Genomic DNA, 24,027 nt, shown 5'->3' with positions numbered 1-24,027 from the left:
GGCGGGCATTCATCCGTGGAAGACGACGAGCCACAACAGCATCGCCAGGAGTCCGGTCAGTGCCGGGTAACTCAGTGCCAGAGGAGAAATGCGTTCGCGCAGCGAATATCTGCCCAGTATCACGTGGATCGCCGTGGTCGCCAGAACGCCGCCGACAATGCAGAACAGCCAGTCAGGAAAAGCCGCACCGAACAGTACAAGCGAGGGGGACATGGAGCATCCACTGAGCAGTAGAACGACAGGTATCAGTGCCAGCCTGACGGGATTGAATGAAGGCATGCCTACCTCCGCAAGTGACGACTGACGCAAACCGGAACCTCTGGGCAAGGAATTGACCTGCGCACCTTACCGATCCGTCCACGGCCCCGATATTGGAAAAAAACATAACTTCGTTGTGACAGTAAACAACCGGAAAACCGGGCTGAAAGCGTTGTTGAACTGGCTTGGTGAACGTAAGAGTATAGAGCGCGCACAGACACTCGCCGGCGAGTGAAACCGACACTTCCAGGCGCAAAAAGGTGAACACAGTGACGCCAATCCCCACCCTCAGCGCTCGACTTGCAACGATCACCCGCGAATTTGCGAACACCCCTTCCCTGCTCACCGCGAAGATCAACAGCCAGCTCAACCGGATGGCGGGCTACAAGGACCTCACGCCAGAAGCCCGCAAGGATCTGGAAAACTCCCTGAGCTACACCGCGCGCCTGTGGTGCGAAACGCTGCTGACCGGCGAGGGTCTGTCGCAGGACACGCGTCTTACGCTGAAGGAGATCGGTTGCAGGCGGGTCCATCAGGGCGTGCCCCTGCAATCGCTGATGCGCGGCTTCAGTCTGGGGGTGCGTGAAATCTGGAGCGGCTACCTGGAACTCGCCAGAGACGACGATGCATTAAGCAAAGAGTTGTTGTTGCAGATTTCCGGCTACATGTTCGACTTCTTCGACGATATCGCCGAAGAAGTGGTCCAGGCGTATCTGGAAGAACAGATTCAGAAAGTCCGCTGGAGGGAACATCTGCATCAGCGTCTTTATCACTTCCTGCTGCACTCGCCACAGGATACCGAGGGATTTGAGGACACTCTGTCGGCACTCAGCCTGGACGCCAGCACGCCCCGCGTGGCGCTCGCACTGGAACTGCCCTTGCGCCCTGTCCAGCCGTTGCAGCGCGAAGACGAATTCGACCGCCTGACCCTGCAGGTTTCCCGGCACCTGAAGATTCCCGTCAAGGAGCTGATCCGCGTCTGGTACCGGGACAAACTGGTGATCTGGCTGCCGGGCATCAAAGGCGAAACCCTGACCCAATGCGACCAGCGAATGGCCGAAAGCGCTGCGTCACTGCCCGCGCTCCTGCCCCAACTGCGGGGCGTGGGTATCGGTCTGTTGAATCAAGGTATCGCCGGCTGGATCAGCACGGCAGAAGAAGCGATCAAGGCGATCGACCTCTTCCCTTTCAACGGGGCCGAACAACTCGTCAGACGCTATTCCAGCGTGCTGATCGAAGACAGCGTGCGCAGCCATGACAACACCCTCAGGTACCTGATTTCGCTCATCGAGCAACTCAGCCATGAACCCGACCTCCTGCTGACGCTGGAGGCGTTCTTCTCAAGTGGCCGTCACCGCGCCCAGACCGCCAAGACCCTCGGCATCCACCCGAACACCCTCAATTACCGGACGGGACGCATCGAGAACCTGCTGGGCGCGGATCTCAATGACATCAACTGGGTCAGCCGACTGGACACGGCGCTGAAGTTGCGCCGGTTTTCGATCAGTAAGGTGCGGGAGGACTAGCGTTCACGACAGGCGTGCAAACCCGCGCTGCAGATCCTCGATCAACGCCTCGACATCCTCCAGCCCGATGTGCAGCCGCAACACTGAACCTGCGCCACGACTGTCCAGCGCATCGGTCACCGTGATCAGGCTCTCGTACCCGCCCCACGACGCGCCCAGCCCGAACAGTTGCAGCGAATCGATGAATCGCTCCAATTGATCAGCCCCGGCGTGATGCAGCTCGAACGACAACAGCCCGTTGCTCCCGGTGAAATCCCGTTGCCACAGCGCATGCCCGGGATGTTCGGCCAGTGCTGGATGGAAAACCCGTTTCACCGCCGGGTGCGCCTGCAACCAGTGAGCGATCTCCAGCGCCTGGCGCTCATGAACCTCCAGGCGTGATGCCAGGGTGCGTGCACCGCGCAGCACCAGATACGCGTCGTCGGGGCTGACCGTGACACCCATTGCATCGCTCATGGACGCCAAGGGTTGCCAGACGTCCTCGCGGGTGCAGACGCTACCCATGACCACGTCGCTGTGGCCGCTCAGGTATTTGGTCAGCGCCATGATGGAAATGTCCGCGCCCAGCGCCAGCGGCCGGTACAGGTAACCCGAGCCCCAGGTGTTGTCCACGGCCAGCAGGATGTTGCGGGGTTGGCAAAGGCTCGTTATCGCCGGCAAGTCGCAGAGTTCGTAGAGCAGCGATCCCGGCACTTCGGTGTAGACCATTCGGGTGTTGGCCTTGAGCAAACCCGGCAGAGTGCTGCCGTCGGCCTGGAAGTAATCGACCTGAATGCCGAACGGTTCCAGAAGCTCAGCGGCCAGTCGCCGCACGGGCGCATAGACCGCGTCGGTAATCAGCAGATGATCGCCGGGGCGCAGATAGGCCAGGAACGTCTGCGCCACCGCCGCCAGCCCGGTGCTGAACAGACGCGTGCGATAGCCGCCTTCCAGTTCCGTGACCAGGTCCTCAAGGGCAAACGCCGTGGGATTGCCCCGGGCGCCGTAGCTCAAGACACGTTCAGTGTCGCGACGCTGACGGGCGTCACGCATCTGCGCCAGGTTGTCGAACAACACGGTGCTCAGGCGGGTGACCGGGACATTGACCGAGCGTGCGCCGCTGCCGTTTTCGGTGCGGGCCGAATGAATCAGCCGGGTGCGTACGCGTGCATCGCCCGGTGTTTTCAGCGGCTTGAGGCTGGCGATTTCCTTGCGACTCATCTGCGCCAGCAGGCCGATTTCCCAGGCCAGATATTGCCGTGCCGCGTCCTTGTTCCCGGAATGACGGTCATGGGTGAAAAACAGGAAGTCGATGCAATCCTGATCTGCCGGACTGCTGCCCTCCTCCTGCACCGCGCCGCCCGCCGCTTGCCACGCCGACAGTCCGCCGTCCAGCAAGCGCACGCCAGCGCGTTGAACCGCAGGCAATTCCAGAGCGGCGATGGCCGCCAGCGCCGGATCATCCGCCAATAACACCAATGGCCTTGTCTCCCCGGCCACGGCACCGGCGAGCAACGGGCGGATCGACCAGCGCGAACCCGCCACATGCCCCTTGCGATAGTCCATGCTCGGGCGCAGATCCACCAGCACGATCGCCTCGTCCTTGAGTGCGTCGGCCAGAGCCCGGGCCGTGATCAGAGGCAATGCGGCGGGCGTATCGACGCCCGTGCCGGACAACACCAGGCCACTGCCCGTCCCACCTGCCAGCACATAAGCCTCATGTCCCAACTGCCGCAGCCAACTGGCAACGATCGGCGCGCGCACGCCGTCGCTGTCGAATAGCACCACCCGCGCCCGGCGCACACCAATGTACAAATCGGTGGATTGAACGAGCTGCCCACCCGGCGTGTGCTGCGCCCCCGGCAGAGTGCCCTCGGCAAATTCCTCGGCCGTGCGCACATCACACAGGAACAGACTGCGCCCTGCGTCATCGGCCCAACGCCGGACTTCGTCAGCCGCTACGGTTTTCACTCCGGCCTTGTCCGCCAGCCGGGCGGCCGCCAGACGCCGGGCTTCCAGCCCCTTGGCGGACACTTCATCGGCATAGCGCCGGGCACTGCCGTGCTCCAGTCGAAAGTCCTCCAGATACCAGCCCTGAGTACCGTTTTCCAACGCGTAGACCGGGTTCTTCAGCCCCAGATTGATCAGCGTCTGGGCGCCGATAATGCTGCGGGTTCGCCCGGCGCAGTTGACCACGATCGGCGTGCTGTCGTCCGGAATCAGGTCATGGATGCGGTAGCCCAGTTCCCCGTTCGGGCAGCAGATGGCACCGGGGATGGTCATCTTGCGGTATTCCTCGAACGGCCGACCGTCGAGCATCACCAGCGGCGCGCCCCGGGCCTGCCATTCGGCCAGTTGCTGCGCCGTGACATGCGGCGTGTGACTGGCCTCCTCGACCAATTCACCGAACGCCTTGGACGGCACGTGTACGCCGGCGAACAGCTGATAACCTGCTGCTTCCCAGCCGTCGGCGCCCCCGGCGAGCCAGTGCACGTTGTCATAGCCCAACCCCTGCAGCACCTGCATACAACGGGCCACCAGACTGCCGCCATCCTGGTCGTAGATCACCAGCCGCACATGCGGATTCGGCGCCAGGCGTGCCGCCTCGAGTTCCAGTCGACTGAAGGGCAGGTTCACCCCGAAAAACAGATGCGCTTCGCCATACTGGCCGTGCTCGCGCACATCAAACAGGGCAATTTCCTGCCCGTCGAACAGCCATTGCTGCAACTGCTGCGGGGATACGGTCTGGCTCATGGAGGTTCCGCTTTTTGAAGATGAATTATTGAAGCGCCAGGGAGCGCTCGTTGACCGCGATGTCCCGGCCCTTGGCATAGGCGCGCTGGATGGCCGGACGCTGTTTGAGTCGCTCGCGCCAGGCACTGATCTGCGGAAAATGCGCCAGGTCCTGGCCCTGACGCAGCGGCTGAATCCACGGAAAGATCGCCATGTCGGCGACGGAATACTCCCCCGCCACATACGGCACTTCAGACAACCGCGTCTCCAGCACGCCATACAGTCGCGTCGCTTCGCCGCTGAGCAGGTCGAGGGCAAACGGCTGCGGTTGTGGCGCCTTTTCCTTGAACAGCTGCAACTGGCTCAGGTACGGCGTCACATGTCCCACTTGCCAGAACAGCCACTCCTGGACTTTTTGGCGTGCGGCGGTGCCCGGCGGCGGCAGGAATTGCCCGGCCTTGTCAGCCAGGTAGTTGAGGATCGCGCCGGACTCGAACAGGCTCAGTGGCTCGCCCAGACTGTGAGGCGCGTGATCGACAATCGCCGGAATCCGCCCATTGGCGCTGATGCGCTGGAACGCCGGCCACTTCTGCTCACCCTCGCGGATATTGACCGGCAGTACGCGGTACTCCAGCCCGAGTTCTTCCAGAAGAATGGCGATTTTCAGGCCATTGCCAGTCGGCCAGTAATACAGGTCGATCATGCGTAGGCCTTGATCGACGGGGCCATTTGCGAGGCGTTGTAATTGAGAATGCGCCCGTCCGCCTCGACGCCGTAGCGACCGTTGAGGGACTCCAGCGGCAAACCGTACAGGTGGAAATGCAGGGTCGGCTGGTCGCCGTCGACACGGATGCCGTGCAGGTCCTCACCCAGGAACGAGATCGAGGTACCGGGCTGCACGATGACTTCCCGTTCCAGATGCAAGGTGGTGAAACCCGGCTCGCGGCCCTCGTCACTGCGGGCGTAGACGTAATTGATTTCCTGGCCCTCGATGGCACTGATGATCGCCCAGGTTTCATGGTTGTGGGGGATGGTGCTTTTGCCCGGCAGCAGCGAGTTGAGGTACAGCGTCGGTGTGTCGCCATCGTCGTTGAGACGGTAGCGGAATGCGGTGCTGCCCTGCCCCGGCACCGGTGCGGGAAATTCGTCGAAATTGAACAGATCGCGGCGCTCGGCAAGCGCTTCGAGCAACGTCACGATCTCCTTCAACGCAGTGCGGTCGACGCCCCGTTGATGGATGACGCGGACTTTCTTCAGGAAGTCCTCGATGACGTCGGCGCGGTTCACGGTACTCATGGATATCTCCTCGGTTCAGACGGACAGGCTGTAACGGCTCAGATTGCTCAGCAGGTAGGGATCGTTGGCGAGCGCCGGGCGACGACCCGGATCGCCCAAGGCATGCCGCAAAAAGGTCTGGGTGCGTTCACTAACGGGGTTCTGGAAGATCTGCTCGGCACTGCCGTGCTCGACGATGACGCCGTTCTCGGTGAAATAGACGACGTCGCTGATTTCTTCGGCGAAACGCATTTCATGAGTCACCAATACGCAGGTCATGCCCTCCTCGGTCAGTTCGCGAATCACCGTCAACACTTCGCCGACCGTTTCCGGGTCGAGGGCCGAAGTCACTTCATCGAACAGAATCAGCTCCGGGCGCATCGCCAATGCCCGGGCAATCGCCACGCGCTGTTGCTGGCCGCCGGACAACTGCCCGGGATAGGCATCGGCCTTGTGCTCCAGACGCACTTTGGCCAGCAAGGCGCGTGCGTCCTTTTCGGCGTCGTCCCGGTTGCGGCCCAGCACCTTGCGCGGCGCCACGACCAGGTTCTCCAGCACCGACAGATGCGGGAACAGGTTGTACTGCTGAAACACAAACCCCACGCGTTTGCGCAACTCGATGCGCTGGGTTTCCTGCGTCAGCGTGTGCACCTCGGTCGAGCCGACACGGATGCTGCCACGCTGGGGCTGCAACAGGCCGGTGATGCAGCGCAGGATGGTCGACTTGCCGGAGCCGGACGGGCCGATGATCGACACCGCCTGACCGCGATGCACGTCCAGGTCGATGCCCTTGAGCACCGGGTTGCCGCTGAACGACAGGTGCAAATCCCGCAGGCTGACCAGCGGCTCGCCGACGGTTTCAATAGAAGGCATAACGTCGCTCCAGGCGTCGGGTGAGTCGGGAAATCGGGTAGCAATAGGCGAAGAACAACACCAGCAGGCTCAGGTAAATCACCACGGTAAACCCGGTCATGTTCACGGTGTTGCTGGCGATCTGCGCGGTGTCGATCACGTCATGCACGCCCACCAGCGAAGCCAGCGCCGTGCCCATGGTGATCACCGCGTACAGGTTCATCCACGGCGGCAGCATGCGTTTGAAGCACTGTGGCAGGATGATCGAGCGGAAAATCTGCCCACGGGTGAACGCCAGTGAACGCGCCGCCTCCCATTGGGTGGCCGGGATCGACGCCACGGCACCGCGGAAGATTTCCGCGACGTTGGCGCTGGCCGGCAGCGCGAGGCCGATGGTGACCTTGACCCAGTCCGGAAACGGCAGGTAAACGCCGGCGACGTGAATCTCGAACGGGAACACATAAGTGGTGAAATAGATCAGCACCAGCCACGGCGCATTACGGAACACCTGCACCCAGATCTGCGCCGGCAGACGCGTCAAGCGCAACGGCGACAGGGCCAGCGCGCCCACCAACAACCCCAGCAGCGACCCCAGCGCGATGGCGACCAGGCTGATCAGAATATTCCGGGCGAACCCCGCAGCCAGCGCCGGCGACCACTGCACCAAGGCCTTGAGCACCGGGCTTTGCGCACCGAAATACAGCAACGCCAAACCCAGGAAAATCAGCGCCAACAGCTTGCCGAGGTGCTTGCGCGGCAAGGTCGTCATCACGCTGACGGACGAGTCAATGGCCATAACCGGGCATCCTCAGGCGCGCTTCCAGGTAGCGCCCCACGCAATTGACGATAAAACTCAGCAGGCCGAAAAAGCTCAGGATCAGGATCATCAACTCCAGCACATTGTCGCTCTGGGTCCAGATCATGATCGCTGCGTAGGTGATGTCGCCCACAGCGATGGCCGAGGCCACGGCGGTCATCTTCACCAGATCGATCAGGTTGTTGATCAGCGATGGCAGGGCAAAACGCAGGGCCAGCGGCAACTGCACATTCCACAGCAACTGCCGACTGCTGAAGGCCAGTGAGCTGGCCGCTTCCAGCGTCACGGTCGGCACCGCTTCGATGCCGGCACGCAGCGCTTCGGCATGAAACGCCCCCTTGTGCAGGGAAATCACGATCACCACCCAGGCAAATGGCGTCAGCGGATTCGCCGCACCGATGGCCTGGGTCAGCAGCATGTTCAGCACCAGGAAGGCGCAATACAGCTGTACCAGTGTCGGCGTGTTGCGGGTGACTTCGACAAAGATTCGGGCCGGTGTCGCCAGCCAGGGTTTGCCTGACGTGAGCATCGCCGCCAGTCCGACGCCCGCCAGCAAGCTGCCAATGATGGTGAATACGCACAGCAGCACGGTGGTCAGCGCACCTTGCCCGAGAGATCCGCGCTGATAGGCATCGAGCACAAAGCTGTAGTTGAGGCCCAGCCCGGCGGTCCAGTGGACGAAAAGCTCAAGCCAGTGAGTCATGGTTCGCTCCGCGTGCGAACGACCTGCTGCACTGACGCGTTGATCAGGTCTTTAGAGAGAAAATAATGATTCATGCACGCCGGCCTCAGGCAACCGTCGTCCAGGACGACGGTTGCGGGAAATCGATAAAAAGGAAAGTCAGGCGCCGTTGGCTTGAAACTGTTTTTGCAGTTCGACCAGCGCAGGAGACGCGGGCGTGATGTGGTTGCGGGTCTGGGCCTCGATCAGCCAGCCACTGCGGTGCAGTTGCTTGATGATCGGATCAAGCCGGGCCTGGGTGTCGCTTTCACCGCGACGGGTCCAGATCACCGACGGCGCCGGATTGAGTTCCGGGGCAAGGGCACGATAGCCCTGCCATTCGGCATTGTCGGCGATCAGCGGGTTGATCAGCGTGGCGTCATGCACCGCCGCCACGCAGTTATTGCCACGCAGCGCCAGCAAGGATTCGGAAGAGCTTTTGAACGCTTTCAGTTCGGCGCCCAATTCAGTCAGCGGTTTGACGTAACTGCTGCCCTGGGACGTGCACACCGGTTGGCCTTTTAGGTCTTCCCAGCGAGTGATCTTGCTGTCCTTGAGCACGGCGGCCGTGCCGCCCACACGGTAGAACGGTGTCGGCACGAAGCCGAGAATCTCGCCGCGCTCGGCGGTCCATTCCATGTTGGCGATCAGCACGTCAACCTTGCCCTGTTGCAGAAATTGCACGCGGTTGGCCGGCAGCACCGGCACCAACTGCACCTCTGCGCCGAGCTGCTTGCCCAGTTCTTGCGCCAGTTCCACATTGAGGCCGCGCGGCTGCTGAGTGGCGGGATCGATACTGCCGAAGGGGCCACCTGAGAGCAGCACGCCGACCGCCAGTACGTGGCGTTGCTCGATCTTGTTCAGTGTCGCGTCAGCCTGGGCTGCGCCCCCCGCCATGGAAACCACGGCACCCAACATCACAGGCAATAGGCGTTTTACAAACGTGTGCTTGGGCAACATGGACTTCCCCTTTTTGAATGATCGGCGTCTTCCGACCTGACAGGGGGCATCGTAGGTTTCGCGGTGTACCAACGGAAATGCAAAGATCTAATATCGTTATAACTTGCAGAACATCAAACGAGCGAAGAACTCGCAAACCAGCTGTTTTACTGGGTATTTTGACTTACCCTCCAACAAAACCAGCAGCAACACATAACGATTCTTTATGATTATGTTTACACTGCTGATGTAAAAAAACGCTTGGAACAGAACCATGTCGACGCTGGATCTCGAACTGCTGCGCACTTTCATAGCCGTGGTCGATCACCACAGTTTTGCCGAAGCCGGCGTGCACCTGGCGCGCACGCAAGCGTCCGTCACCCAGCATATACAGCGGCTGGAGCAACAGGTCGGGGTCAGTCTGTTCGAGAAACGTGGCCGCCAAAAACACCTCACCGAACCCGGCTTGCAGTTGTTGCGGCACGCGCGACAGATGCTGTCGCTCAACGACGACGCATTGAGTTCTCTGCGCGAAAGCAGCTTGAGTGGTGTGTTGCGCATCGGTTCACCCCACGACATCGCCGATACCATTCTGCCGCCGATCCTCAGCCACATCGCCCGCTCGGCACCACGCCTGCGCCTGGAAATCGATGTCGGGCGCAGCCCGTTTCTGATGGACGATCTGCACCGGGGCAAGGTCGACATGGTGATTTCCACCCGCGAAGACCCGACCCTCGAAGGCTTCGCCCTGCGTACTTCGCCGGTGTGGTGGATCTGTTCGGCGCAATACATCCACAACCCCGGCGAACCGCTGCCGCTGATTTTGGTGGATGAGCCGAGCATCTACAGGCGCTACGCACTTGAGGCGTTGGAGCGTGCCAACATTGCCTGGCGCCAGGCGTATCTGGCGTCGAACCTGATTGGCATCAAGGCTGCCACTCGCGCAGGATTGGGGGTCACCCCGCGCAGCATGGAAATGCTTGGCCCGGACATGCGGGTTCTGGGGGAAACCGATGGCTTGCCGAGGCTGCCGGATGTGACTTATCACTTGTGGATCCGGCCGAACACCGTAAACCCGCTGGTCAGGCGAGCATATGAGCTGATCAGAAACAGTCGTGGCCTTTGAGCGTGGAAGGCGTGGTCAACTCAATATTCGAAAGGCGTTCCCCGGTCGCGCCCCTTCAGTCCGCGCACAGCATCGCTGCAATACGACATCAACTCATCCAGGTAGGGCGTCAGTTTCACCACTTCGATCAATTCCAGCGCCTGCGCGGCGGCATGCCGGATGGCTTGCCATTCGATACGGTAAAAAATTTCCTGGTCATGGCAGAGAAAAGCCGTTTCCGGCAGCGAGTCACATAACGCCCAAACCTGCTGAAGTTGAGCCCGAACGTCACGAGGCATCGCGCTGCCACACACTGTGAGCACCTCATTGACCGGCAACATTGACGCTGACCACACCTCACAGGCCGGGCAATCCGGGATCGTATTTCGCTGCACATCAGCGCTCGATGCCAGGACTGTCAGCCCCTCAATGGCTCCGCAAACCGAGAGAACGCGTTTGTGTTCATCTTGCCCATACCATTCCCACAGCGTGGTGGAGAACGCCATCGTCAACTCCAGAGACTGAACCGTTGTTCATTCATCACTTGTAATCGCATGCCACTCAAACGCCCAAGAGCCGCTTCGTGGTCGCCATCGATGTAGCCAACGATTGTCCCGTCCGTTGCAACTTGTTCAAAAGGCTGGCACCCAGCCAAAGCTGATACAGGGTTTCCGCCAGTTGCCGGGCATCGCCGTCGGGCAGGCATTGATCGGCCTGGCCCTGCTCGATGCAAGTGGTGATGCGAGCCACCACTCGCTCGGCGCCATCGCGCAAGGTCAGGCGCATGGCTTCGGACAGATCGGCCACCTCGGCACTGAGCTTCACTACCAGACACTCGTCACCGTGCCCTTCCAGCGTGCAGCGGTCCTGCCAGCCCTGCCAGTAATCCATCAGTCGCTCGCGGGCATTCAGGTCGGGCAGCGTCAGGCGTCGCTCCATGTCGGCCAGGTAACAGACGAAGTAGTCCTCGAGCAGCGCCTGGCCATACAGCTCTTTGGATTTGAAGTAGTGATAGAACGAGCCCTTGGGCACACCGGCGGTTTGCAGGATCTCGTTCAGGCCGACACTGGTGAAGCCCTTTTCGGCCATCATCCGGTGGCCGGTGTCGAGCAGGTGTTGGCGGGTGTCGTCGTAGGTCGGTTTCATCGGGGCGCAGATTACCAGGCAATAGACCAGTCGTTTAACTCGAAGGAACGGGAGTTTGCCACACCGGTCCATGAAAAACATGCGGATAAAAAATTACTAGACGACCGGTCTAATTGGAAACTATGCTGCGCCCCGACCAACCTTCTCCCCGGTGTTGATTGCGTGCGAATTCCTCGCACAGCCACGACACCCGACCCACCCAAGGTGCTCTATGAAAATCTTGATGGTTCTGACTTCCCACGATCAACTCGGCAACACCGGCAAGAAAACCGGCTTCTGGCTCGAAGAGTTCGCCGCGCCCTACTACGCCTTCAAGGACGCCGGCGCCGATATCACGCTGGTTTCCCCTGCCGGCGGCCAGCCACCGCTTGATCCCAAAAGCGACGAACCTGACGCCCAGACCGCCGAAACCGACCGCTTCCGCAAGGATTCGGCGGCGCAACAGGCGCTGGCAAACACCGGGCGCCTGGCCGAAGTCAGCGCCGAAGATTTCGATGCAGTGTTTTATCCAGGTGGCCACGGCCCGCTTTGGGATCTGGCCGAAGACAAGCATTCCATCGCCCTGATCGAAGCCTTCGCCCGCAGCAACAAGCCTCATGGTTTCGTTTGCCATGCCCCGGGTGTGCTGCGGCATGTGCTCGGCGCCGAGGGCAAACCCTTGGTCAAGGATCGTGACGTCACCGGCTTCACCAACTCTGAAGAAGCGGCGGTCGGTCTGACGGATGTGGTGCCGTTCCTGGTCGAAGACGAGTTCCAGCGCCTCGGCGCGCGGTATTCCAAAGTGGCTGACTGGCAAGTGCACGTGGTGGCCGATGGGAAACTGGTCACTGGCCAGAACCCTGCCAGCTCCGCCGCTGTCGCCGAGAAACTGTTGAAGCTGCTCGGCTGACGCTTTCAGCCGTCATCAATCCGGACGCCGTGCGCGTGTTGCACGGCGTCTTTTTTGGGCCCGACAACTAGTCGACTGGTCTAATAAATCCCGATCAAGGCACATCCATGAATCACAGCAGTTTCTTCAAACCCGCCACTTTGGGTCGTCACACCCTGAAAAACCGCATTGTCCTGCCGCCCCTCACCCGCCAGCGCAGCACACAGCCGGGCAACGTTGCCAATGAGTTGATGGCCGAGTATTACCAGCAGCGCGCGGGCGCCGGTCTGCTGGTGACCGAGGGCACCCAGATCGAACCCCAGGGCCAGGGTTACGCCTGGACACCGGGCATTCACACACCCGAGCAGATTGCCGGGTGGCGCAAAGTCACTGAAGCAGTGCACGCCAGAGAGGGCGTGATCTTCGCCCAGCTCTGGCATGTGGGGCGCGTGTCCCATACAGCTCTGCAACCCGACGGTGCCGCGCCGGTATCGGCCTCTGCGGTGGCCACTGACCGGGTCAGCGTGTTCATCGAAACCGCGCCCGGCGCCGGCGCCCTGGTGCCACCGTCCGCCCCTCGCGCACTGACCACCGATGAAGTGCAGGAACTGGTTCAGCTGTACATCCAGGCCGCACGCAATGCGATGGAAGCAGGTTTCGACGGCATCGAACTGCACTGCGCCAACGGCTATCTGGTGAACCAGTTCATCTCGGCCCACAGTAATCTGCGCACCGACCAGTACGGCGGCTCGCTGCACAACCGCCTGCGCTTTTTGCGTGAAGTGGTGTCCGGTGTTGCCGAGTGCATCGGTCGTGAAAAAGTCGGTGTGCGCTTCGCCCCGCTGTTCACCACCACCGACGAGGCGCGTACCTACCTGGGTATGGTCGAGGAAGATCCGCACACCACTTACATCGAAGCGATCAAGGTGCTGCAGGACGTGGGCATTGCCTATCTGTCCATCGCCGAAGCCGACTGGGACGATGCCCCGGCGATGCCACTCACGTTCCGCCAGGCAGTGCGCGACACCTTCAGCGGCGCGATCATTTACGCCGGCCGTTACACCGCAGAATCCGGTGCGCAGTTGTTGGATTCCGGGCTGGCGGATTTCGTGGCCTTCGGCCGTCCGTTCATGGCCAACCCGGACCTGCCTGCGCGCATCGCCAATGACTGGCCGCTGAATTCACTGAATCCGACCACGGTCTACGGTGGTCATGCCGAAGGGTATGTGGACTACCCCGAGTACGCGTGATGACTGCCGATTATCGGTAAGGCGCAACGCCCGCCCGTTCAGCACCGCTCACACTGGCAGTGGTGAACGGGAACTGTCGCCGGGAGCTTTCCTTGCCATCCGGTTTCGCCCTGTGGTCTTCGCCTGGTACAGCGCCTGATCTGCCGTCTCGATCAGCGCTTGTACCACTGCCAGTTCGGGACCGGCCGCCGCGGTGACGCCGATACTGACCGTCACCCGACCGAACGGGCTCGCCGGATGAGCAATGTGCGCTTGCGTCAGTCGCTCCAGAATCAGTTGCGCCACGACCGCCGCCCCCTCGCCATCGGTGTCGGGCATGATGATCGCCATCTCTTCCCCGCCATAGCGCGCCACCAGATCCGACGGTCGCCGCACACAGGCCTCAAGCACTTTCCCCACCCGTTGCAGGCAGGCGTCGCCGGCAACATGCCCCTGGGAATCGTTGAACAGCTTGAAGTAGTCGATATCGATCATCAGCAAGGCCAGCGAAACCCCGTCCCGCTGAGCCCGGCGCGCTTCCATGGCCAATGTCTCATCGAAACAGCGGCGATTGGCGAGGCCGGTCAGCGCATCCTTCATCGCCAGCAACTCCAGCTGCCGGTTTGATCCGAGCAACTGCTGTTGAGTGAGCCGCAACTCCCCTTCCACCTGAGTCCGCCGACGTATATCGAGAATGAGAAACCAGCCGATCACGCCAGTGAGCCCCAGCAACGATGCGACCACCACGATCGACAGCAGCGCCTCCAGTCGCCACGCCGCCAATGCTTCGCGCTTGCCGAGCGCGACCGTGGTGATCAGCGGCAGCTTTTCACTCTTGCGAAACGCGTAGAGCCGCTCCACCCCGTCGAGGCTGGACGTGAAGGAAGCGGTGCCCACCGATTGGTCCACCAGGTACTTCGCATATATGGGCGACTTGGAGAAATTGCGCCCCATGTCCTGTTCGCGAAAGGGATATCGCACCAGCAGCGTACCGTCGGTGTAGGACAGACCGATGGCGCCTTCCTGCCCCACATCGAGCTTGCCGAACAGTCGCAGAAAGTTCTCGACCCCCAGGGTGACCGCCACCACACCGGCGAACTCTCCGCGCGCGTCATTGAAGCGGCGGCTGACAGTAATCACCCACTCCTGATTCGAGCGGCTACGGATGGGCGGGCCGATGAAGGGCTCGCGGGAAGGATCGTCACGGTGATGGATGAAATAGTCCCGGTCACTGCTGTTGACCCCGGCCGGAATCGGTCGGTTGGAGGACATCAGCCAGTGGCCGCGATTATCGTAAACGGTGATGCCACTGAGCTGCGGCATCAGCGGCTGCTGACGGTTGACCAGCCCATTCAACCGTTCGATCTGCGCGGGGCCGCTGCCCTCGGTTTCCAGACGCTCGACGAGCCCGAGCAAGAGCAGCGAGCTCTGTCGGACGATGCCTTCGGAATAGGTCGCCAGCGCCTGGGTCAGGTTCAACCCGTGGACGTTCACCTCGTCCAGTGCGCGCTCCCGAGAGCCCAGCACCTTCCAGATGGTCAGCGACGCCAGGGAGCAGCCGATCATCAACAGCAACAGCATCACGAGGTGGGTATCACGCTTCACATCAGTACCTTTTGGAAAGTCCGTTTTCCGTCACGGCCGTTGTCGGACCGGGGCAACAACAGCGACCGTATGTCCCGGGCCGCGCAGGATACAAGCAGTCCATCGAAGGCGCAGCAACGGCGTGTCAGGCCCTCGATGAACTGTTCGCTGATCGGCCGGTTCGATGAAAAAACCGGACCCCAAAAGACTTTTTTGCCGCTAGACGATTTTCAGGGCCTTGAGAATGACCAGCGATTGCTCGGCAAATGCCTCGGCCTGCTCGGTCAGTTCGGCAATGTTTTCTTCGGCAGTCGTGAGGGCCTTGCCGTCCTTGAGCAGGCCTTCACCCTGGCCGCCGATGATGCCCCACGCCAGAAGCGCCCACTCGGCCGGGTGCTTTTTGCCTTGTTTGATCGATATCAGGAACAGTTGCTGGAAGCGACTGACCGTCACGCCACCACCGGTCACCGGGCTGGCCAGGACCTGGATCTTGTGATCGAACAGCGAGCGTCTGCACAGTTGCAGATTGAGGGTGTTGCAGGTTGTCTGCACCAGTTTCTCGGCCGTTTCACTCTGGCATGGCGCCACGGCGCCCATACCGATCAACACGTTGATCGCCTGCACCAGATCGCCATAACTCAATGAAGGCGAGGCTTCCAGCAAGTGGCGCAAGGTTTTCGGTACATACGCGTCGTCCGCCAGCGCATCCAGCACCGGGCCGTAAATTTCCGCCTGCAACGTGGCTGAGCCTGCGGGCCCCGTGACGCTGCCCGCTACGCTGTCGGCCAGTTGCAACAGGGCAAAGCGGGTACTGAGCATGCGTTCGCGGTGCTCGCTGGTGGACAGCTTGTTCGCGCCGCGGATGTAAAGGTCCCGGCGGAAGTTCTGATTGACGAAGTAATCGCGCGCTTGCTCGCGCATGATCGGATGCTCGATGCCTTCCAGAAAGTCCATGCCTTCGGCGCTCAGGTTGAGCGGGTCCACCGAGTCCAGCGGCACGGCGGTTGTGGCGTAATCGAGTTTGGCAGGTGCCAGCGCATCGACCACGTCGGTGAAGTACATGCAATTCCAGTCGCGGTTGAAATATTCATGGGCGACGTACTGGCGATTCTGGCCTTTGATGCTCTGGAGCTTGGCGTCCAGATTCGGCGCCGAGTTGGCATAGTTGGGGTTGGCAGCCAGCAGGGCTTCGGAGAATTGCAGCGCGGCGTCGATCCGCTGATCCGGGCGAGCAGAAGTTTGCGTGGCAAAACGGTCATGCAGACTGAACAACTGACGCAATGGCGCCAGCGGCGACCAGCCCGGGAAGCAGTTGTAGCTGATGTAGACATGACCGCCCGGTTTGAGATGACGACGGACAAACTCGACGATCAACTTGTGATTGTCACGACTGACCCAGGTCCAGATGCCGTGCAGGCTGATGCTGTCGAACTGCGGCAGGTCTTGGCGAGCCAGCAGTTGCTCGAAGCTGTCGTCATACAGCCGGGCATCACTGCCCCAGTCGGTTGCCAGCGCAATGGCATGGGCCGCCTGCCCGGGATGGAAATCCGTACCGACGTAGCCGCCCGGATTGCCTGCCGCATGGATATTGATCGAGACACCCTGGCCAAAACCCAATTCGCAGTGATAACCGTCGGTACTCTCCAGCGTGGCAAAACCGCGCAGCAACAAACAATAACGCTGGAAAACCGGATTGATCTCCCGGCTATACCCGTAGGTGTAGCCCTCGTCCGTGAAATAACCTTCGTTCCAGGCATTGCTCATGCGTGACACCCTTTTCATATCGAAAGTGAAAGCCGATCTTATAAGGGGTAGTCAGGACCAATCACAAGCGGAAAAACCGTGCCACGCAGCCAGCCGCCATTGGTCAACCAATCACCCGCGCATACACCGACCGGTCGATGTTCCCGCCCGACAGGATCACCCCGACCTTTTTGCCCTGCATCCTTTCCCGTTCCTGAATGAGCGCAGCCAAAGCAGCGGCGCCGGCACCTTCGGCGAGGTTGTGGGTGTCGGTGTAATACACGCGCATCGCCTCGGCGATTTCGTCCTCGCTGACTGCGACGATCCTTGTTGCGCCGGCGCCGTAGATATCGAACGCTTCAGCAATCGGTTTGCGTACGGCCAGGCCGTCGGCAAAGGTATTGGCGGAGGCGGTCTCGCAGATCGTTTTCGCCTCGAAGGACAACTTGGCGGCGGCCGCTTCCGTGGACACCACGCCCACCACCTGGGTATCCAGACCCAGCGCATCACGCGCGGCGATCACGCCGCAGATACCTGAGCCGCAACCGATCGGCACGTAGACGGTGTGCAGATCCGGCGCCGCGCTGAACAACTCCAGCGCATAAGTCGCCACGCCCTTGACCAGTTCGGTGTGGAACGGCGGCACCAGATAGAGTCCATGCTCCAGCGCCAGACGCGCCGCTTCCTCACGGGCCTCATCGAAATCACGCCCGTACTCGACCACTTCGCCGCCAAAGCCGCGCATGGCATTGTTCTTCTCCAGCGAATTGCCCTGCGGCACCACGATCAATGCCTTCAGCCCTACCGCTTGCGCCGCCAGCGCCAGGCTTTGGCCGTGATTGCCGCGCGTCGCAGAGACAATGCCTTTGACATTGGGATGTTCACGCCGCAGCCAGTGCATGAAGGTGATGCCGCCGCGCACCTTGAACGCGCCGGTCGGCGTGTGGTTTTCATGTTTGACCCACACCGTGCAACCCAGCCGCTCGGCCAGCAACGGCCAGCGATACTGAGCGGTGGCCGGCATCACCTGGTAAACCTGGCGGGCAGCCTGTTCGATGTCTTCGCGAGTGAATGTGTGCATGTGAGTCTCCTTGGGCGTCACTCAGTCTAGGCACAGGCACATCACGTCGGCTTTCAAAAAACTGACCTGACTTTTGCGTCCGCACTTCACTACTATGGCGCTCATGAGCCATCGAAACCGCCAGCAGCCAGCCGTCGTCCCCGAACCGGTGCGTCGTATCGAGGCCGGCCCGTGGGCGATCGAATTGCTGCCCGGCGCCGCCTACGCGACGCGCTATGTGGCGGCGCAGTCGGCTATCGGTTTTGCCTTCGACAGCCAGCGCGGCGTCCATGCCATCGGCAGCGACCGGGTGCGCCCCTTCGATGCCATGCCCAATGGTCTGGCGTTCGTACCCGTCGGCTGTGATGTGATGTCCGAGTCACCCATGGGCGGCGAATACCTGCGGGTGGTCCGCACCGACGGCATCGCGCTGGCAGGTGAGCAGGCGTTCAACAATCGCATCGATCCGCAGGCCATTGACCTCGCCTCGCGAATGCGCCGTGCGTTGTTGAATGCCTCAGTGGACGATGACTGGGAAACCTGGGCGCTCGCCTTGGCCGAGCGCGCCGAAGGCAAAGACACGCCGTCGACCCAAGGCTCGATGACCGGCCGCCGAATGCGCCTGCTCGACGAGTTCATCGACGCCGGCCTCGACGGCCCGCTCGGCCTTCACACCATGGCGCAACTGCTGGAATTGTCCGAAGGCTATTTCATTCGTGCCTTCAAGCAGGCCACCGGCAAAAGCCCCCACAGCTACCTGATCGACCGCCGCCTGGCCCGGGCTCGCGCATTGATGCGCGACTCCACGGCCAGCCTGTCGGAGATCGCCCTCGCCTGCGGCTTCAACTCTCAGGCACACATGACCAGCGCGTTCAAACAGCGACTTGGCGTGAGTCCGGCGCAATTGCGCACAGGATCGCGTCACAATTCTTTCATCGGCAAAAAACGAAATCAGTGGTGAATTTTTTCGTGTCCACTTGTATCTGATCTGAAAGAAGCCGTGCCATCAAGGAGATGGCATCGATCAAGGCAAACCGCTCTGGCCCAAGCCTCTCCGGGCTTACCGGTTTGCATAAAGACAGATCAGATGCAGAGTGAATCCCATGGAATCAAAGGAAAGCGTCAGCCCGATCCGACTGAAAGACATCACCATTGTCGACGACGCCAAGATGCGCAAAGCCATTACGGCCGCCGCGCTGGGCAATGCAATGGAGTGGTTCGACTTCGGCGTCTATGGCTTCGTTGCCTACGTGCTCGGCAAGGTGTTTTTCCCCGGTGCCGATCCCGGTGTGCAGATGATCGCCGCACTGGCGACCTTCTCGGTGCCGTTCCTGATCCGGCCGCTGGGCGGTCTGTTCTTCGGCGCACTGGGTGACAAGTACGGACGACAGAAAGTCCTGGCGGCGACCATCGTGATCATGTCGCTCAGCACCTTTGCCATCGGGTTGATCCCCTCCTATGCCTCGATCGGTATCTGGGCGCCGATCCTTCTGCTGCTGGCGAAAATGGCTCAAGGGTTTTCGGTCGGCGGCGAATACACCGGCGCCTCGATCTTCGTTGCCGAATATGCACCGGATCGCAAACGCGGGTTCCTCGGCAGCTGGCTGGACTTCGGCTCCATCGCCGGTTTTGTCCTCGGCGCGGGTGTGGTGGTGTTGATTTCCACGATCATCGGCGAAGAAAAATTCCAGGAGTGGGGCTGGCGACTGCCGTTCTTCCTCGCCCTCCCGCTGGGCATGATCGGGCTCTACCTGCGCCACGCGCTCGAAGAAACCCCGGCGTTCCAGCAACACGTCGAGAAGCTTGAACAAGGCGACCGCGAAGGTCTGGCCAGCGGCCCGAAAGTGTCGTTCAAGGAGGTCGCGACCAAGCACTGGCGCAGCCTGATGACTTGCATCGGCGTGGTGACGGCGACCAATGTCACCTACTACATGCTGCTCACCTACATGCCGAGTTACCTGTCGCACAACCTGCACTACAGCGAAAATCGCGGGGTGCTGATCATCATCGCGATCATGGTCGGCATGCTGTTCGTTCAGCCTGCGATCGGCTTCATCAGCGACAAGATCGGCCGTCGCCCCTTCATCATCTGCGGCAGCATCGGCCTGTTCATCCTCGCGATTCCAGCGTTCATGCTGATCAACAGCGGCAAGATCGGCCTGATCTTTTCGGGCTTGCTGATATTGGCCGTGCTGCTCAATTTCTTCATTGGCGTCATGGCCTCGACGCTGCCAGCGATGTTCCCGACCCACATCCGTTACAGCGCGCTGGCCGGGGCGTTCAACGTCTCGGTACTGATCGCCGGCCTGACCCCGACCGTCGTGGCCTGGCTGGTGGAAGGTACCCAGAACCTGTACATGCCCGCCTACTATCTGATGGTGACTGCCGTGATCGGACTGATGACCGGGCTGACGATGAAAGAAACCGCGAACAAACCCCTGCGAGGCGCGGCACCGGCGGCTTCCGACATAGAGGAAGCGCGGGAGCTGCTGCAGGAGCACCACGACAACATCGAACAGAAGATCGAAGACATCGACGCCGAGATCGCCGAACTGCAAGCCAAACGCGAGCATCTGGCGCAGCAGCATCCGCGAATCGAATAACGATATAAGGCGTTGATCGGGCAACAGGGTGGAATTCAAACGCCCTTCTGTGGTGTTCTGTTCGTCAGGAGCCGGTGGTTATTTCTGCCGGCTCACGCCCCTTCAGCAACCTGACGATGAGGTCCGTTTCATGAGCAAGGCGCCTTACGTACCACCCAAGGTCTGGAAACACAGCGCTCCCTCCGGCGGCCAGTTCGCCAACATCAATCGCCCGATTGCCGGGCCGACCCACGACAAGGCATTGCCCGTCGGCAAGCACCCGTTGCAGCTGTATTCGCTGGCCACGCCCAACGGCGTCAAGGTCACCATCCTGCTCGAAGAGTTGCTGGCGCTGGGGCACACCGGGGCCGAATACGACGCCTGGTTGATCCGCATCGGCGAAGGCGATCAATTTTCCAGCGGCTTTGTCGAGATCAACCCGAACTCCAAGATCCCGGCGCTGCTGGATCGCGGTGTGGAGCCGGCCATCCGGGTTTTCGAGTCCGGCTCGATCCTGCTTTACCTCGCCGAAAAATTCGGCACCTTCCTGCCCACCGACATCGCCGGTCGCACTGAAACCCTGAACTGGCTGTTCTGGCAAATGGGCTCGGCGCCCTACCTGGGTGGTGGTTTCGGGCATTTTTACGCCTACGCGCCGGACAAGCTCGAATACCCGATCAACCGCTTCACCATGGAAACCAAGCGTCAGCTGGATGTGCTCGACCGGCGCCTGGCTGAAAACCCTTATCTTGCCGGTGACAACTACACCATCGCCGACATCGCGGTCTGGCCGTGGTACGGGCAACTGGTGCGCAACAATGTGTACGGGGCGGCCGAGTTCCTGTCGGCTCATGAATACACTCATGTCCAGCGCTGGGCCGAGGAGATCGCCAACCGGCCTGCGGTTATTCGTGGGCAGCGCGTCAACCGTACCTGGGGCGATGAAGCGAGCCAGGTACCGGAACGACATGAGGCTGCTGATCTGGGCTGAGCAACCCACGCAACCCGCACCCGATAACAAAAACCAAGGGGCACCCATCGTTCATGAACATTCTCTACGACGAGCAGGTCGACGGCGCCCTGCCGGACGTCGACAAAGCGGCGCTGTTGCAGGCACTGCACAGCCAGTGGCCGACGCTGGAAGTCCTGCATCAGCGCGAGGATCTCGCACCGTACGAATGTGACGGATTGTCCGCCTACCGCACCACTCCGCTGCTGGTGGTCCTGCCCCGGCATCTCGATGAGGTGCAGGGTGTTTTGCGAATCTGTCATGAGAGAAACGTGCCGGTGGTGGCCCGGGGTGCAGGCACCGGGTTGTCCGGCGGGGCGTTGCCTCTGGAGAAAGGCGTGCTGCTGGTGATGGCACGCTTCAACAACATCCTGCACATCGACCCGGCCGCCCGCACGGCACGGGTTCAGCCCGGGGTGCGCAATCTGGCGATTTCCCAGGCGGCTGCTCCGTTCGGTCTGTATTACGCACCGGATCCGTCCTCGCAGATCGCCTGCTCCATCGGCGGCAATGTGGCGGAAAATGCTGGCGGGGTGCATTGCCTCAAGTACGGCCTGACCGTGCACAACCTGCTCAAGGTCGAGATCCTGACCGTCGAGGGCGAACACCTCACGCTGGGCTCCGACGCGCTCGATTCTCCCGGTTTCGACTTGCTGGCGCTGTTCACCGGTTCCGAAGGCCTGCTGGGCGTCATCACCGAAGTCACGGTCAAACTGCTGCCCAAACCTCAGACGGCCAAAGTCTTGCTGGCCGCATTCGATTCCGTGGAAAACGCCGGCCGCGCCGTGGCTGACATCATCGCCGCCGGGATCATTCCCGGAGGCCTGGAAATGATGGACAACCTGGCCATCCGCGCCGCCGAGGACTTCATCCACGCCGGCTACCCGGTGGACGCCGAAGCCATTTTGCTCTGTGAACTCGATGGCGTCGAAGCCGACGTCCACGATGACTGCATCCGCGTCCGCCAGGTGCTGGAGAACGCCGGCGCGACCGAAGTGCGTCAGGCCAGGGACGAGGCCGAGCGCGTGCGCTTCTGGGCCGGACGCAAGAATGCCTTCCCGGCCGTGGGGCGCTTGTCGCCGGACTATTACTGCATGGACGGCACCATCCCGCGCCGCGAACTGCCCGGCGTGCTGCAAGCCATTGCGCAGTTGTCCGCCGAATACGGCTTGCGGGTGGCCAACGTGTTCCATGCCGGCGACGGCAACATGCACCCGTTGATTCTGTTCGACGCCAATCAACCCGGCGAGCTCGAGCGCGCCGAAACCCTGGGAGGCAAAATCCTTGAGTTGTGCGTGAAGGTCGGCGGCAGCATCACCGGCGAGCACGGCGTGGGGCGGGAAAAAATCAACCAGATGTGCGCGCAGTTCAACAACGACGAGTTGACCCTGTTCCACGCCGTCAAAGCCGCGTTCGACCCCGGCGGTCTGCTCAATCCGGGCAAGAACATCCCGACCCTGCACCGCTGCGCCGAATTCGGCGCCATGCATATTCACGCCGGGCACCTGCCCTTCCCCGAGCTGGAGCGTTTCTGATGGTCCGAGAAAAGGATGTCGACGACAGCATCGCGCTGCTCGATCAGGTCAATCAGGCATTGCAGGACGCCACGCCACTGCGGATTCAGGGCGCCAACAGCAAGGCGTTTCTGGGGCGTATCGTTGCCGGAGAAATCCTCGACACCCGCACCCATCGCGGGATTGTCAGCTACGACCCGACCGAACTGGTGATCACCGCGCGTTGCGGCACTCCACTGGCCGAACTGCTGGCGGTGCTGAACGCTTCACAACAAATGTTGCCGTGCGAACCACCGGCCTTCGCCGACGACGCGACGGTGGGCGGGATGATCGCCAGCGGACTGTCAGGCCCGCGGCGCCCGTGGTCGGGGTCGGTGCGGGATTTCGTACTCGGCACGCGGATCATCACCGGCCACGGCAAGCATCTGCGCTTTGGCGGTGAAGTCATGAAAAACGTCGCCGGTTATGACCTGTCGCGGCTGATGGCCGGCAGTTACGGCTCGCTGGGGGTGATCACCGAAGTCTCGCTCAAGGTCCTGCCCAAACCGCGTGAGTGCCTGAGCATCAGCCTGGAAATGGACAGCGAGCGGGCCTTGCAGCGCCTGGCTGAATGGGGCCAACAGCCGTTGCCGATCAGCGCCGCCTGCCACGATGGGCAGCATCTGCACTTGCGTCTGGAGGGTGGCGAAGGCTCCGTGGCCGCAGCCCGTGATCGTCTCGGTGGTGAAATGCTCGATAGCGCTTATTGGTCAGATCTGAATGAACAGCGCCTGGATTTTTTTGATGAGGACCAGCCCCTGTGGCGCCTGTCGGTGCCAAACAACACCCCGCCGCTGGCCTTGGCCGGTGTACAAATGCTCGACTGGGGCGGCGCCCAGCGTTGGCTCAAATCAGGAGCCGAGGCGGCACTGATTCGCAAGGTGGTTTCGGCTGTTGGCGGGCATGCGACCTGCTACAGCCATGGTTTGATCGATGCACCTTTCCATCCGTTGCCGCCCGCCCTTCTGCACTATCACCGCCGCCTCAAGCAGCAACTTGACCCTCAGGGCATCTTCACCCCCGGTCGCCTGTACGCGGAGCTTTGAGC

The 24,027-nt window shown here is 61.4% G+C and carries 22 protein-coding genes; 9 read left to right on the top strand and 13 right to left on the bottom strand.

Going from position 1 to position 24,027, the window contains the following annotated elements; genetic code table 11:
- Window positions 1-9: 9 nt before the first annotated feature.
- Window positions 10-213, bottom strand: coding sequence for a YtcA family lipoprotein (locus AC3WRD_RS20770; RefSeq protein WP_207267971.1), 204 nt, complete (start codon window positions 211-213; stop codon window positions 10-12).
- A 314-nt stretch (window positions 214-527) separates the two neighbouring features.
- Here AC3WRD_RS20770 and AC3WRD_RS20765 point away from each other — a divergent pair, with 314 nt between their 5' ends.
- Window positions 528-1,784 carry a PucR family transcriptional regulator gene (locus AC3WRD_RS20765; protein WP_256580600.1) on the top strand — a complete coding sequence of 419 codons (1,257 nt, stop codon included), beginning with the start codon at window positions 528-530 and terminating at the stop codon, window positions 1,782-1,784.
- 3 nt (window positions 1,785-1,787) lie between these two features.
- Here the strand turns inward: AC3WRD_RS20765 and metC are convergent, their stop codons facing one another.
- The 7 genes from metC to AC3WRD_RS20730 all read right to left on the bottom strand — a co-directional run bounded on the left by metC (window position 1,788) and on the right by AC3WRD_RS20730 (window position 9,121).
- The gene (gene metC / locus AC3WRD_RS20760) at window positions 1,788-4,517 is read right to left on the bottom strand and encodes a cystathionine beta-lyase (protein ID WP_102622106.1); all 2,730 of its coding nucleotides are present in this window, start codon (window positions 4,515-4,517) and stop codon (window positions 1,788-1,790) included.
- A gap of 25 nt (window positions 4,518-4,542) precedes the next feature.
- Window positions 4,543-5,199, bottom strand: a complete 657-nt coding sequence (locus AC3WRD_RS20755; RefSeq protein WP_102622107.1) for a glutathione S-transferase N-terminal domain-containing protein — start codon at window positions 5,197-5,199, stop codon at window positions 4,543-4,545.
- Window positions 5,196-5,792 (bottom strand): cysteine dioxygenase family protein, encoded by a 597-nt coding sequence (locus tag AC3WRD_RS20750; RefSeq protein WP_102622108.1) that lies wholly within the window; start codon window positions 5,790-5,792, stop codon window positions 5,196-5,198. The genes AC3WRD_RS20755 and AC3WRD_RS20750 overlap by 4 nt, the downstream gene beginning before the upstream one ends.
- Before the next feature lie 15 nt (window positions 5,793-5,807).
- A complete protein-coding gene (locus AC3WRD_RS20745; protein WP_102622109.1) occupies window positions 5,808-6,644 on the bottom strand; it encodes an amino acid ABC transporter ATP-binding protein in 837 nt (278 codons plus the stop codon).
- Window positions 6,631-7,419 carry an amino acid ABC transporter permease gene (locus AC3WRD_RS20740; RefSeq protein WP_102622110.1) on the bottom strand — a complete coding sequence of 263 codons (789 nt, stop codon included), beginning with the start codon at window positions 7,417-7,419 and terminating at the stop codon, window positions 6,631-6,633. Before AC3WRD_RS20740 ends, AC3WRD_RS20745 begins: the two co-directional genes overlap by 14 nt.
- Window positions 7,409-8,143 (bottom strand): amino acid ABC transporter permease, encoded by a 735-nt coding sequence (locus tag AC3WRD_RS20735; protein ID WP_102622111.1) that lies wholly within the window; start codon window positions 8,141-8,143, stop codon window positions 7,409-7,411. The genes AC3WRD_RS20740 and AC3WRD_RS20735 overlap by 11 nt, the downstream gene beginning before the upstream one ends.
- Before the next feature lie 138 nt (window positions 8,144-8,281).
- Complete coding sequence (locus AC3WRD_RS20730; protein WP_102622112.1) at window positions 8,282-9,121, bottom strand: transporter substrate-binding domain-containing protein; 840 nt, start codon at window positions 9,119-9,121, stop codon at window positions 8,282-8,284.
- A gap of 253 nt (window positions 9,122-9,374) precedes the next feature.
- On the opposite strand from AC3WRD_RS20730, the gene AC3WRD_RS20725 reads away from it, so the two are divergent.
- Entirely contained in the window at window positions 9,375-10,226 is an 852-nt protein-coding gene (locus AC3WRD_RS20725) for a LysR substrate-binding domain-containing protein (protein ID WP_096820580.1), read from the top strand.
- A 20-nt stretch (window positions 10,227-10,246) separates the two neighbouring features.
- On the opposite strand, the gene AC3WRD_RS20720 is transcribed toward AC3WRD_RS20725, so the two are convergent.
- Together AC3WRD_RS20720 and curR are read right to left on the bottom strand one after the other, a co-directional pair.
- The gene (locus tag AC3WRD_RS20720) at window positions 10,247-10,711 is read right to left on the bottom strand and encodes a hypothetical protein (protein WP_102622113.1); all 465 of its coding nucleotides are present in this window, start codon (window positions 10,709-10,711) and stop codon (window positions 10,247-10,249) included.
- A gap of 55 nt (window positions 10,712-10,766) precedes the next feature.
- A complete protein-coding gene (gene curR / locus AC3WRD_RS20715) occupies window positions 10,767-11,351 on the bottom strand; it encodes a TetR family transcriptional repressor CurR (RefSeq protein WP_102622114.1) in 585 nt (194 codons plus the stop codon).
- A gap of 211 nt (window positions 11,352-11,562) precedes the next feature.
- On the opposite strand from curR, the gene AC3WRD_RS20710 reads away from it, so the two are divergent.
- Together AC3WRD_RS20710 and AC3WRD_RS20705 are read left to right on the top strand one after the other, a co-directional pair.
- Window positions 11,563-12,240 carry a type 1 glutamine amidotransferase domain-containing protein gene (locus AC3WRD_RS20710; RefSeq protein WP_102622115.1) on the top strand — a complete coding sequence of 226 codons (678 nt, stop codon included), beginning with the start codon at window positions 11,563-11,565 and terminating at the stop codon, window positions 12,238-12,240.
- Window positions 12,241-12,347: 107 nt separating this feature from the next.
- A complete protein-coding gene (locus tag AC3WRD_RS20705; protein WP_102622116.1) occupies window positions 12,348-13,469 on the top strand; it encodes an alkene reductase in 1,122 nt (373 codons plus the stop codon).
- Between the two features lie 48 nt (window positions 13,470-13,517).
- On the opposite strand, the gene AC3WRD_RS20700 is transcribed toward AC3WRD_RS20705, so the two are convergent.
- The 3 genes from AC3WRD_RS20700 to AC3WRD_RS20690 all read right to left on the bottom strand — a co-directional run bounded on the left by AC3WRD_RS20700 (window position 13,518) and on the right by AC3WRD_RS20690 (window position 17,856).
- Window positions 13,518-15,053 carry a sensor domain-containing diguanylate cyclase gene (locus AC3WRD_RS20700; RefSeq protein ID WP_102622117.1) on the bottom strand — a complete coding sequence of 512 codons (1,536 nt, stop codon included), beginning with the start codon at window positions 15,051-15,053 and terminating at the stop codon, window positions 13,518-13,520.
- Between the two features lie 198 nt (window positions 15,054-15,251).
- The gene (locus AC3WRD_RS20695; protein WP_102622118.1) at window positions 15,252-16,796 is read right to left on the bottom strand and encodes a methyltransferase regulatory domain-containing protein; all 1,545 of its coding nucleotides are present in this window, start codon (window positions 16,794-16,796) and stop codon (window positions 15,252-15,254) included.
- Between the two features lie 103 nt (window positions 16,797-16,899).
- Window positions 16,900-17,856, bottom strand: a complete 957-nt coding sequence (locus AC3WRD_RS20690; RefSeq protein WP_102622119.1) for a threonine dehydratase — start codon at window positions 17,854-17,856, stop codon at window positions 16,900-16,902.
- Between the two features lie 94 nt (window positions 17,857-17,950).
- Between AC3WRD_RS20690 and AC3WRD_RS20685 the strand changes: the two genes are divergently transcribed.
- The 5 genes from AC3WRD_RS20685 to glcE all read left to right on the top strand — a co-directional run bounded on the left by AC3WRD_RS20685 (window position 17,951) and on the right by glcE (window position 24,025).
- The gene (locus AC3WRD_RS20685; protein WP_102622120.1) at window positions 17,951-18,796 is read left to right on the top strand and encodes a helix-turn-helix transcriptional regulator; all 846 of its coding nucleotides are present in this window, start codon (window positions 17,951-17,953) and stop codon (window positions 18,794-18,796) included.
- 142 nt (window positions 18,797-18,938) lie between these two features.
- Window positions 18,939-20,438, top strand: coding sequence for a glycine betaine/L-proline transporter ProP (gene proP / locus AC3WRD_RS20680; RefSeq protein ID WP_102622121.1), 1,500 nt, complete (start codon window positions 18,939-18,941; stop codon window positions 20,436-20,438).
- A gap of 130 nt (window positions 20,439-20,568) precedes the next feature.
- The gene (gene yghU, locus AC3WRD_RS20675; RefSeq protein ID WP_102622122.1) at window positions 20,569-21,408 is read left to right on the top strand and encodes a glutathione-dependent disulfide-bond oxidoreductase; all 840 of its coding nucleotides are present in this window, start codon (window positions 20,569-20,571) and stop codon (window positions 21,406-21,408) included.
- Between the two features lie 53 nt (window positions 21,409-21,461).
- Window positions 21,462-22,961 (top strand): glycolate oxidase subunit GlcD, encoded by a 1,500-nt coding sequence (gene glcD / locus AC3WRD_RS20670; protein ID WP_102622123.1) that lies wholly within the window; start codon window positions 21,462-21,464, stop codon window positions 22,959-22,961.
- Window positions 22,961-24,025, top strand: coding sequence for a glycolate oxidase subunit GlcE (gene glcE / locus AC3WRD_RS20665; RefSeq protein WP_102622124.1), 1,065 nt, complete (start codon window positions 22,961-22,963; stop codon window positions 24,023-24,025). The genes glcD and glcE overlap by 1 nt, the downstream gene beginning before the upstream one ends.
- The last annotated feature ends 2 nt before the right edge of the window (window positions 24,026-24,027 follow it).

Source organism: Pseudomonas sp. FW215-R2 (genome assembly GCF_058789255.1).
Note: the sequence above shows the minus strand (reverse complement) of the source record. Positions and strands in the feature narration are given on the sequence as shown.

Bases quoted from the DNA above. Each gene is read 5' to 3' on its own strand.
- AC3WRD_RS20770 (WP_207267971.1), bottom strand. From the start codon at position 213: ATGTCCCCCTCGCTTGTACTGTTCGGTGCGGCTTTTCCTGACTGGCTG.
- metC (WP_102622106.1), bottom strand. From the start codon at position 4,517: ATGAGCCAGACCGTATCCCCGCAGCAGTTGCAGCAATGGCTGTTCGAC.
- AC3WRD_RS20755 (WP_102622107.1), bottom strand. From the start codon at position 5,199: ATGATCGACCTGTATTACTGGCCGACTGGCAATGGCCTGAAAATCGCC.
- AC3WRD_RS20750 (WP_102622108.1), bottom strand. From the start codon at position 5,792: ATGAGTACCGTGAACCGCGCCGACGTCATCGAGGACTTCCTGAAGAAA.
- AC3WRD_RS20745 (WP_102622109.1), bottom strand. From the start codon at position 6,644: ATGCCTTCTATTGAAACCGTCGGCGAGCCGCTGGTCAGCCTGCGGGAT.
- AC3WRD_RS20740 (WP_102622110.1), bottom strand. From the start codon at position 7,419: ATGGCCATTGACTCGTCCGTCAGCGTGATGACGACCTTGCCGCGCAAG.
- AC3WRD_RS20735 (WP_102622111.1), bottom strand. From the start codon at position 8,143: ATGACTCACTGGCTTGAGCTTTTCGTCCACTGGACCGCCGGGCTGGGC.
- AC3WRD_RS20730 (WP_102622112.1), bottom strand. From the start codon at position 9,121: ATGTTGCCCAAGCACACGTTTGTAAAACGCCTATTGCCTGTGATGTTG.
- AC3WRD_RS20725 (WP_096820580.1), top strand. From the start codon at position 9,375: ATGTCGACGCTGGATCTCGAACTGCTGCGCACTTTCATAGCCGTGGTC.
- AC3WRD_RS20720 (WP_102622113.1), bottom strand. From the start codon at position 10,711: ATGGCGTTCTCCACCACGCTGTGGGAATGGTATGGGCAAGATGAACAC.
- curR (WP_102622114.1), bottom strand. From the start codon at position 11,351: ATGAAACCGACCTACGACGACACCCGCCAACACCTGCTCGACACCGGC.
- AC3WRD_RS20710 (WP_102622115.1), top strand. From the start codon at position 11,563: ATGAAAATCTTGATGGTTCTGACTTCCCACGATCAACTCGGCAACACC.
- AC3WRD_RS20705 (WP_102622116.1), top strand. From the start codon at position 12,348: ATGAATCACAGCAGTTTCTTCAAACCCGCCACTTTGGGTCGTCACACC.
- AC3WRD_RS20695 (WP_102622118.1), bottom strand. From the start codon at position 16,796: ATGAGCAATGCCTGGAACGAAGGTTATTTCACGGACGAGGGCTACACC.
- AC3WRD_RS20690 (WP_102622119.1), bottom strand. From the start codon at position 17,856: ATGCACACATTCACTCGCGAAGACATCGAACAGGCTGCCCGCCAGGTT.
- AC3WRD_RS20685 (WP_102622120.1), top strand. From the start codon at position 17,951: ATGGCGCTCATGAGCCATCGAAACCGCCAGCAGCCAGCCGTCGTCCCC.
- proP (WP_102622121.1), top strand. From the start codon at position 18,939: ATGGAATCAAAGGAAAGCGTCAGCCCGATCCGACTGAAAGACATCACC.
- yghU (WP_102622122.1), top strand. From the start codon at position 20,569: ATGAGCAAGGCGCCTTACGTACCACCCAAGGTCTGGAAACACAGCGCT.
- glcD (WP_102622123.1), top strand. From the start codon at position 21,462: ATGAACATTCTCTACGACGAGCAGGTCGACGGCGCCCTGCCGGACGTC.
- glcE (WP_102622124.1), top strand. From the start codon at position 22,961: ATGGTCCGAGAAAAGGATGTCGACGACAGCATCGCGCTGCTCGATCAG.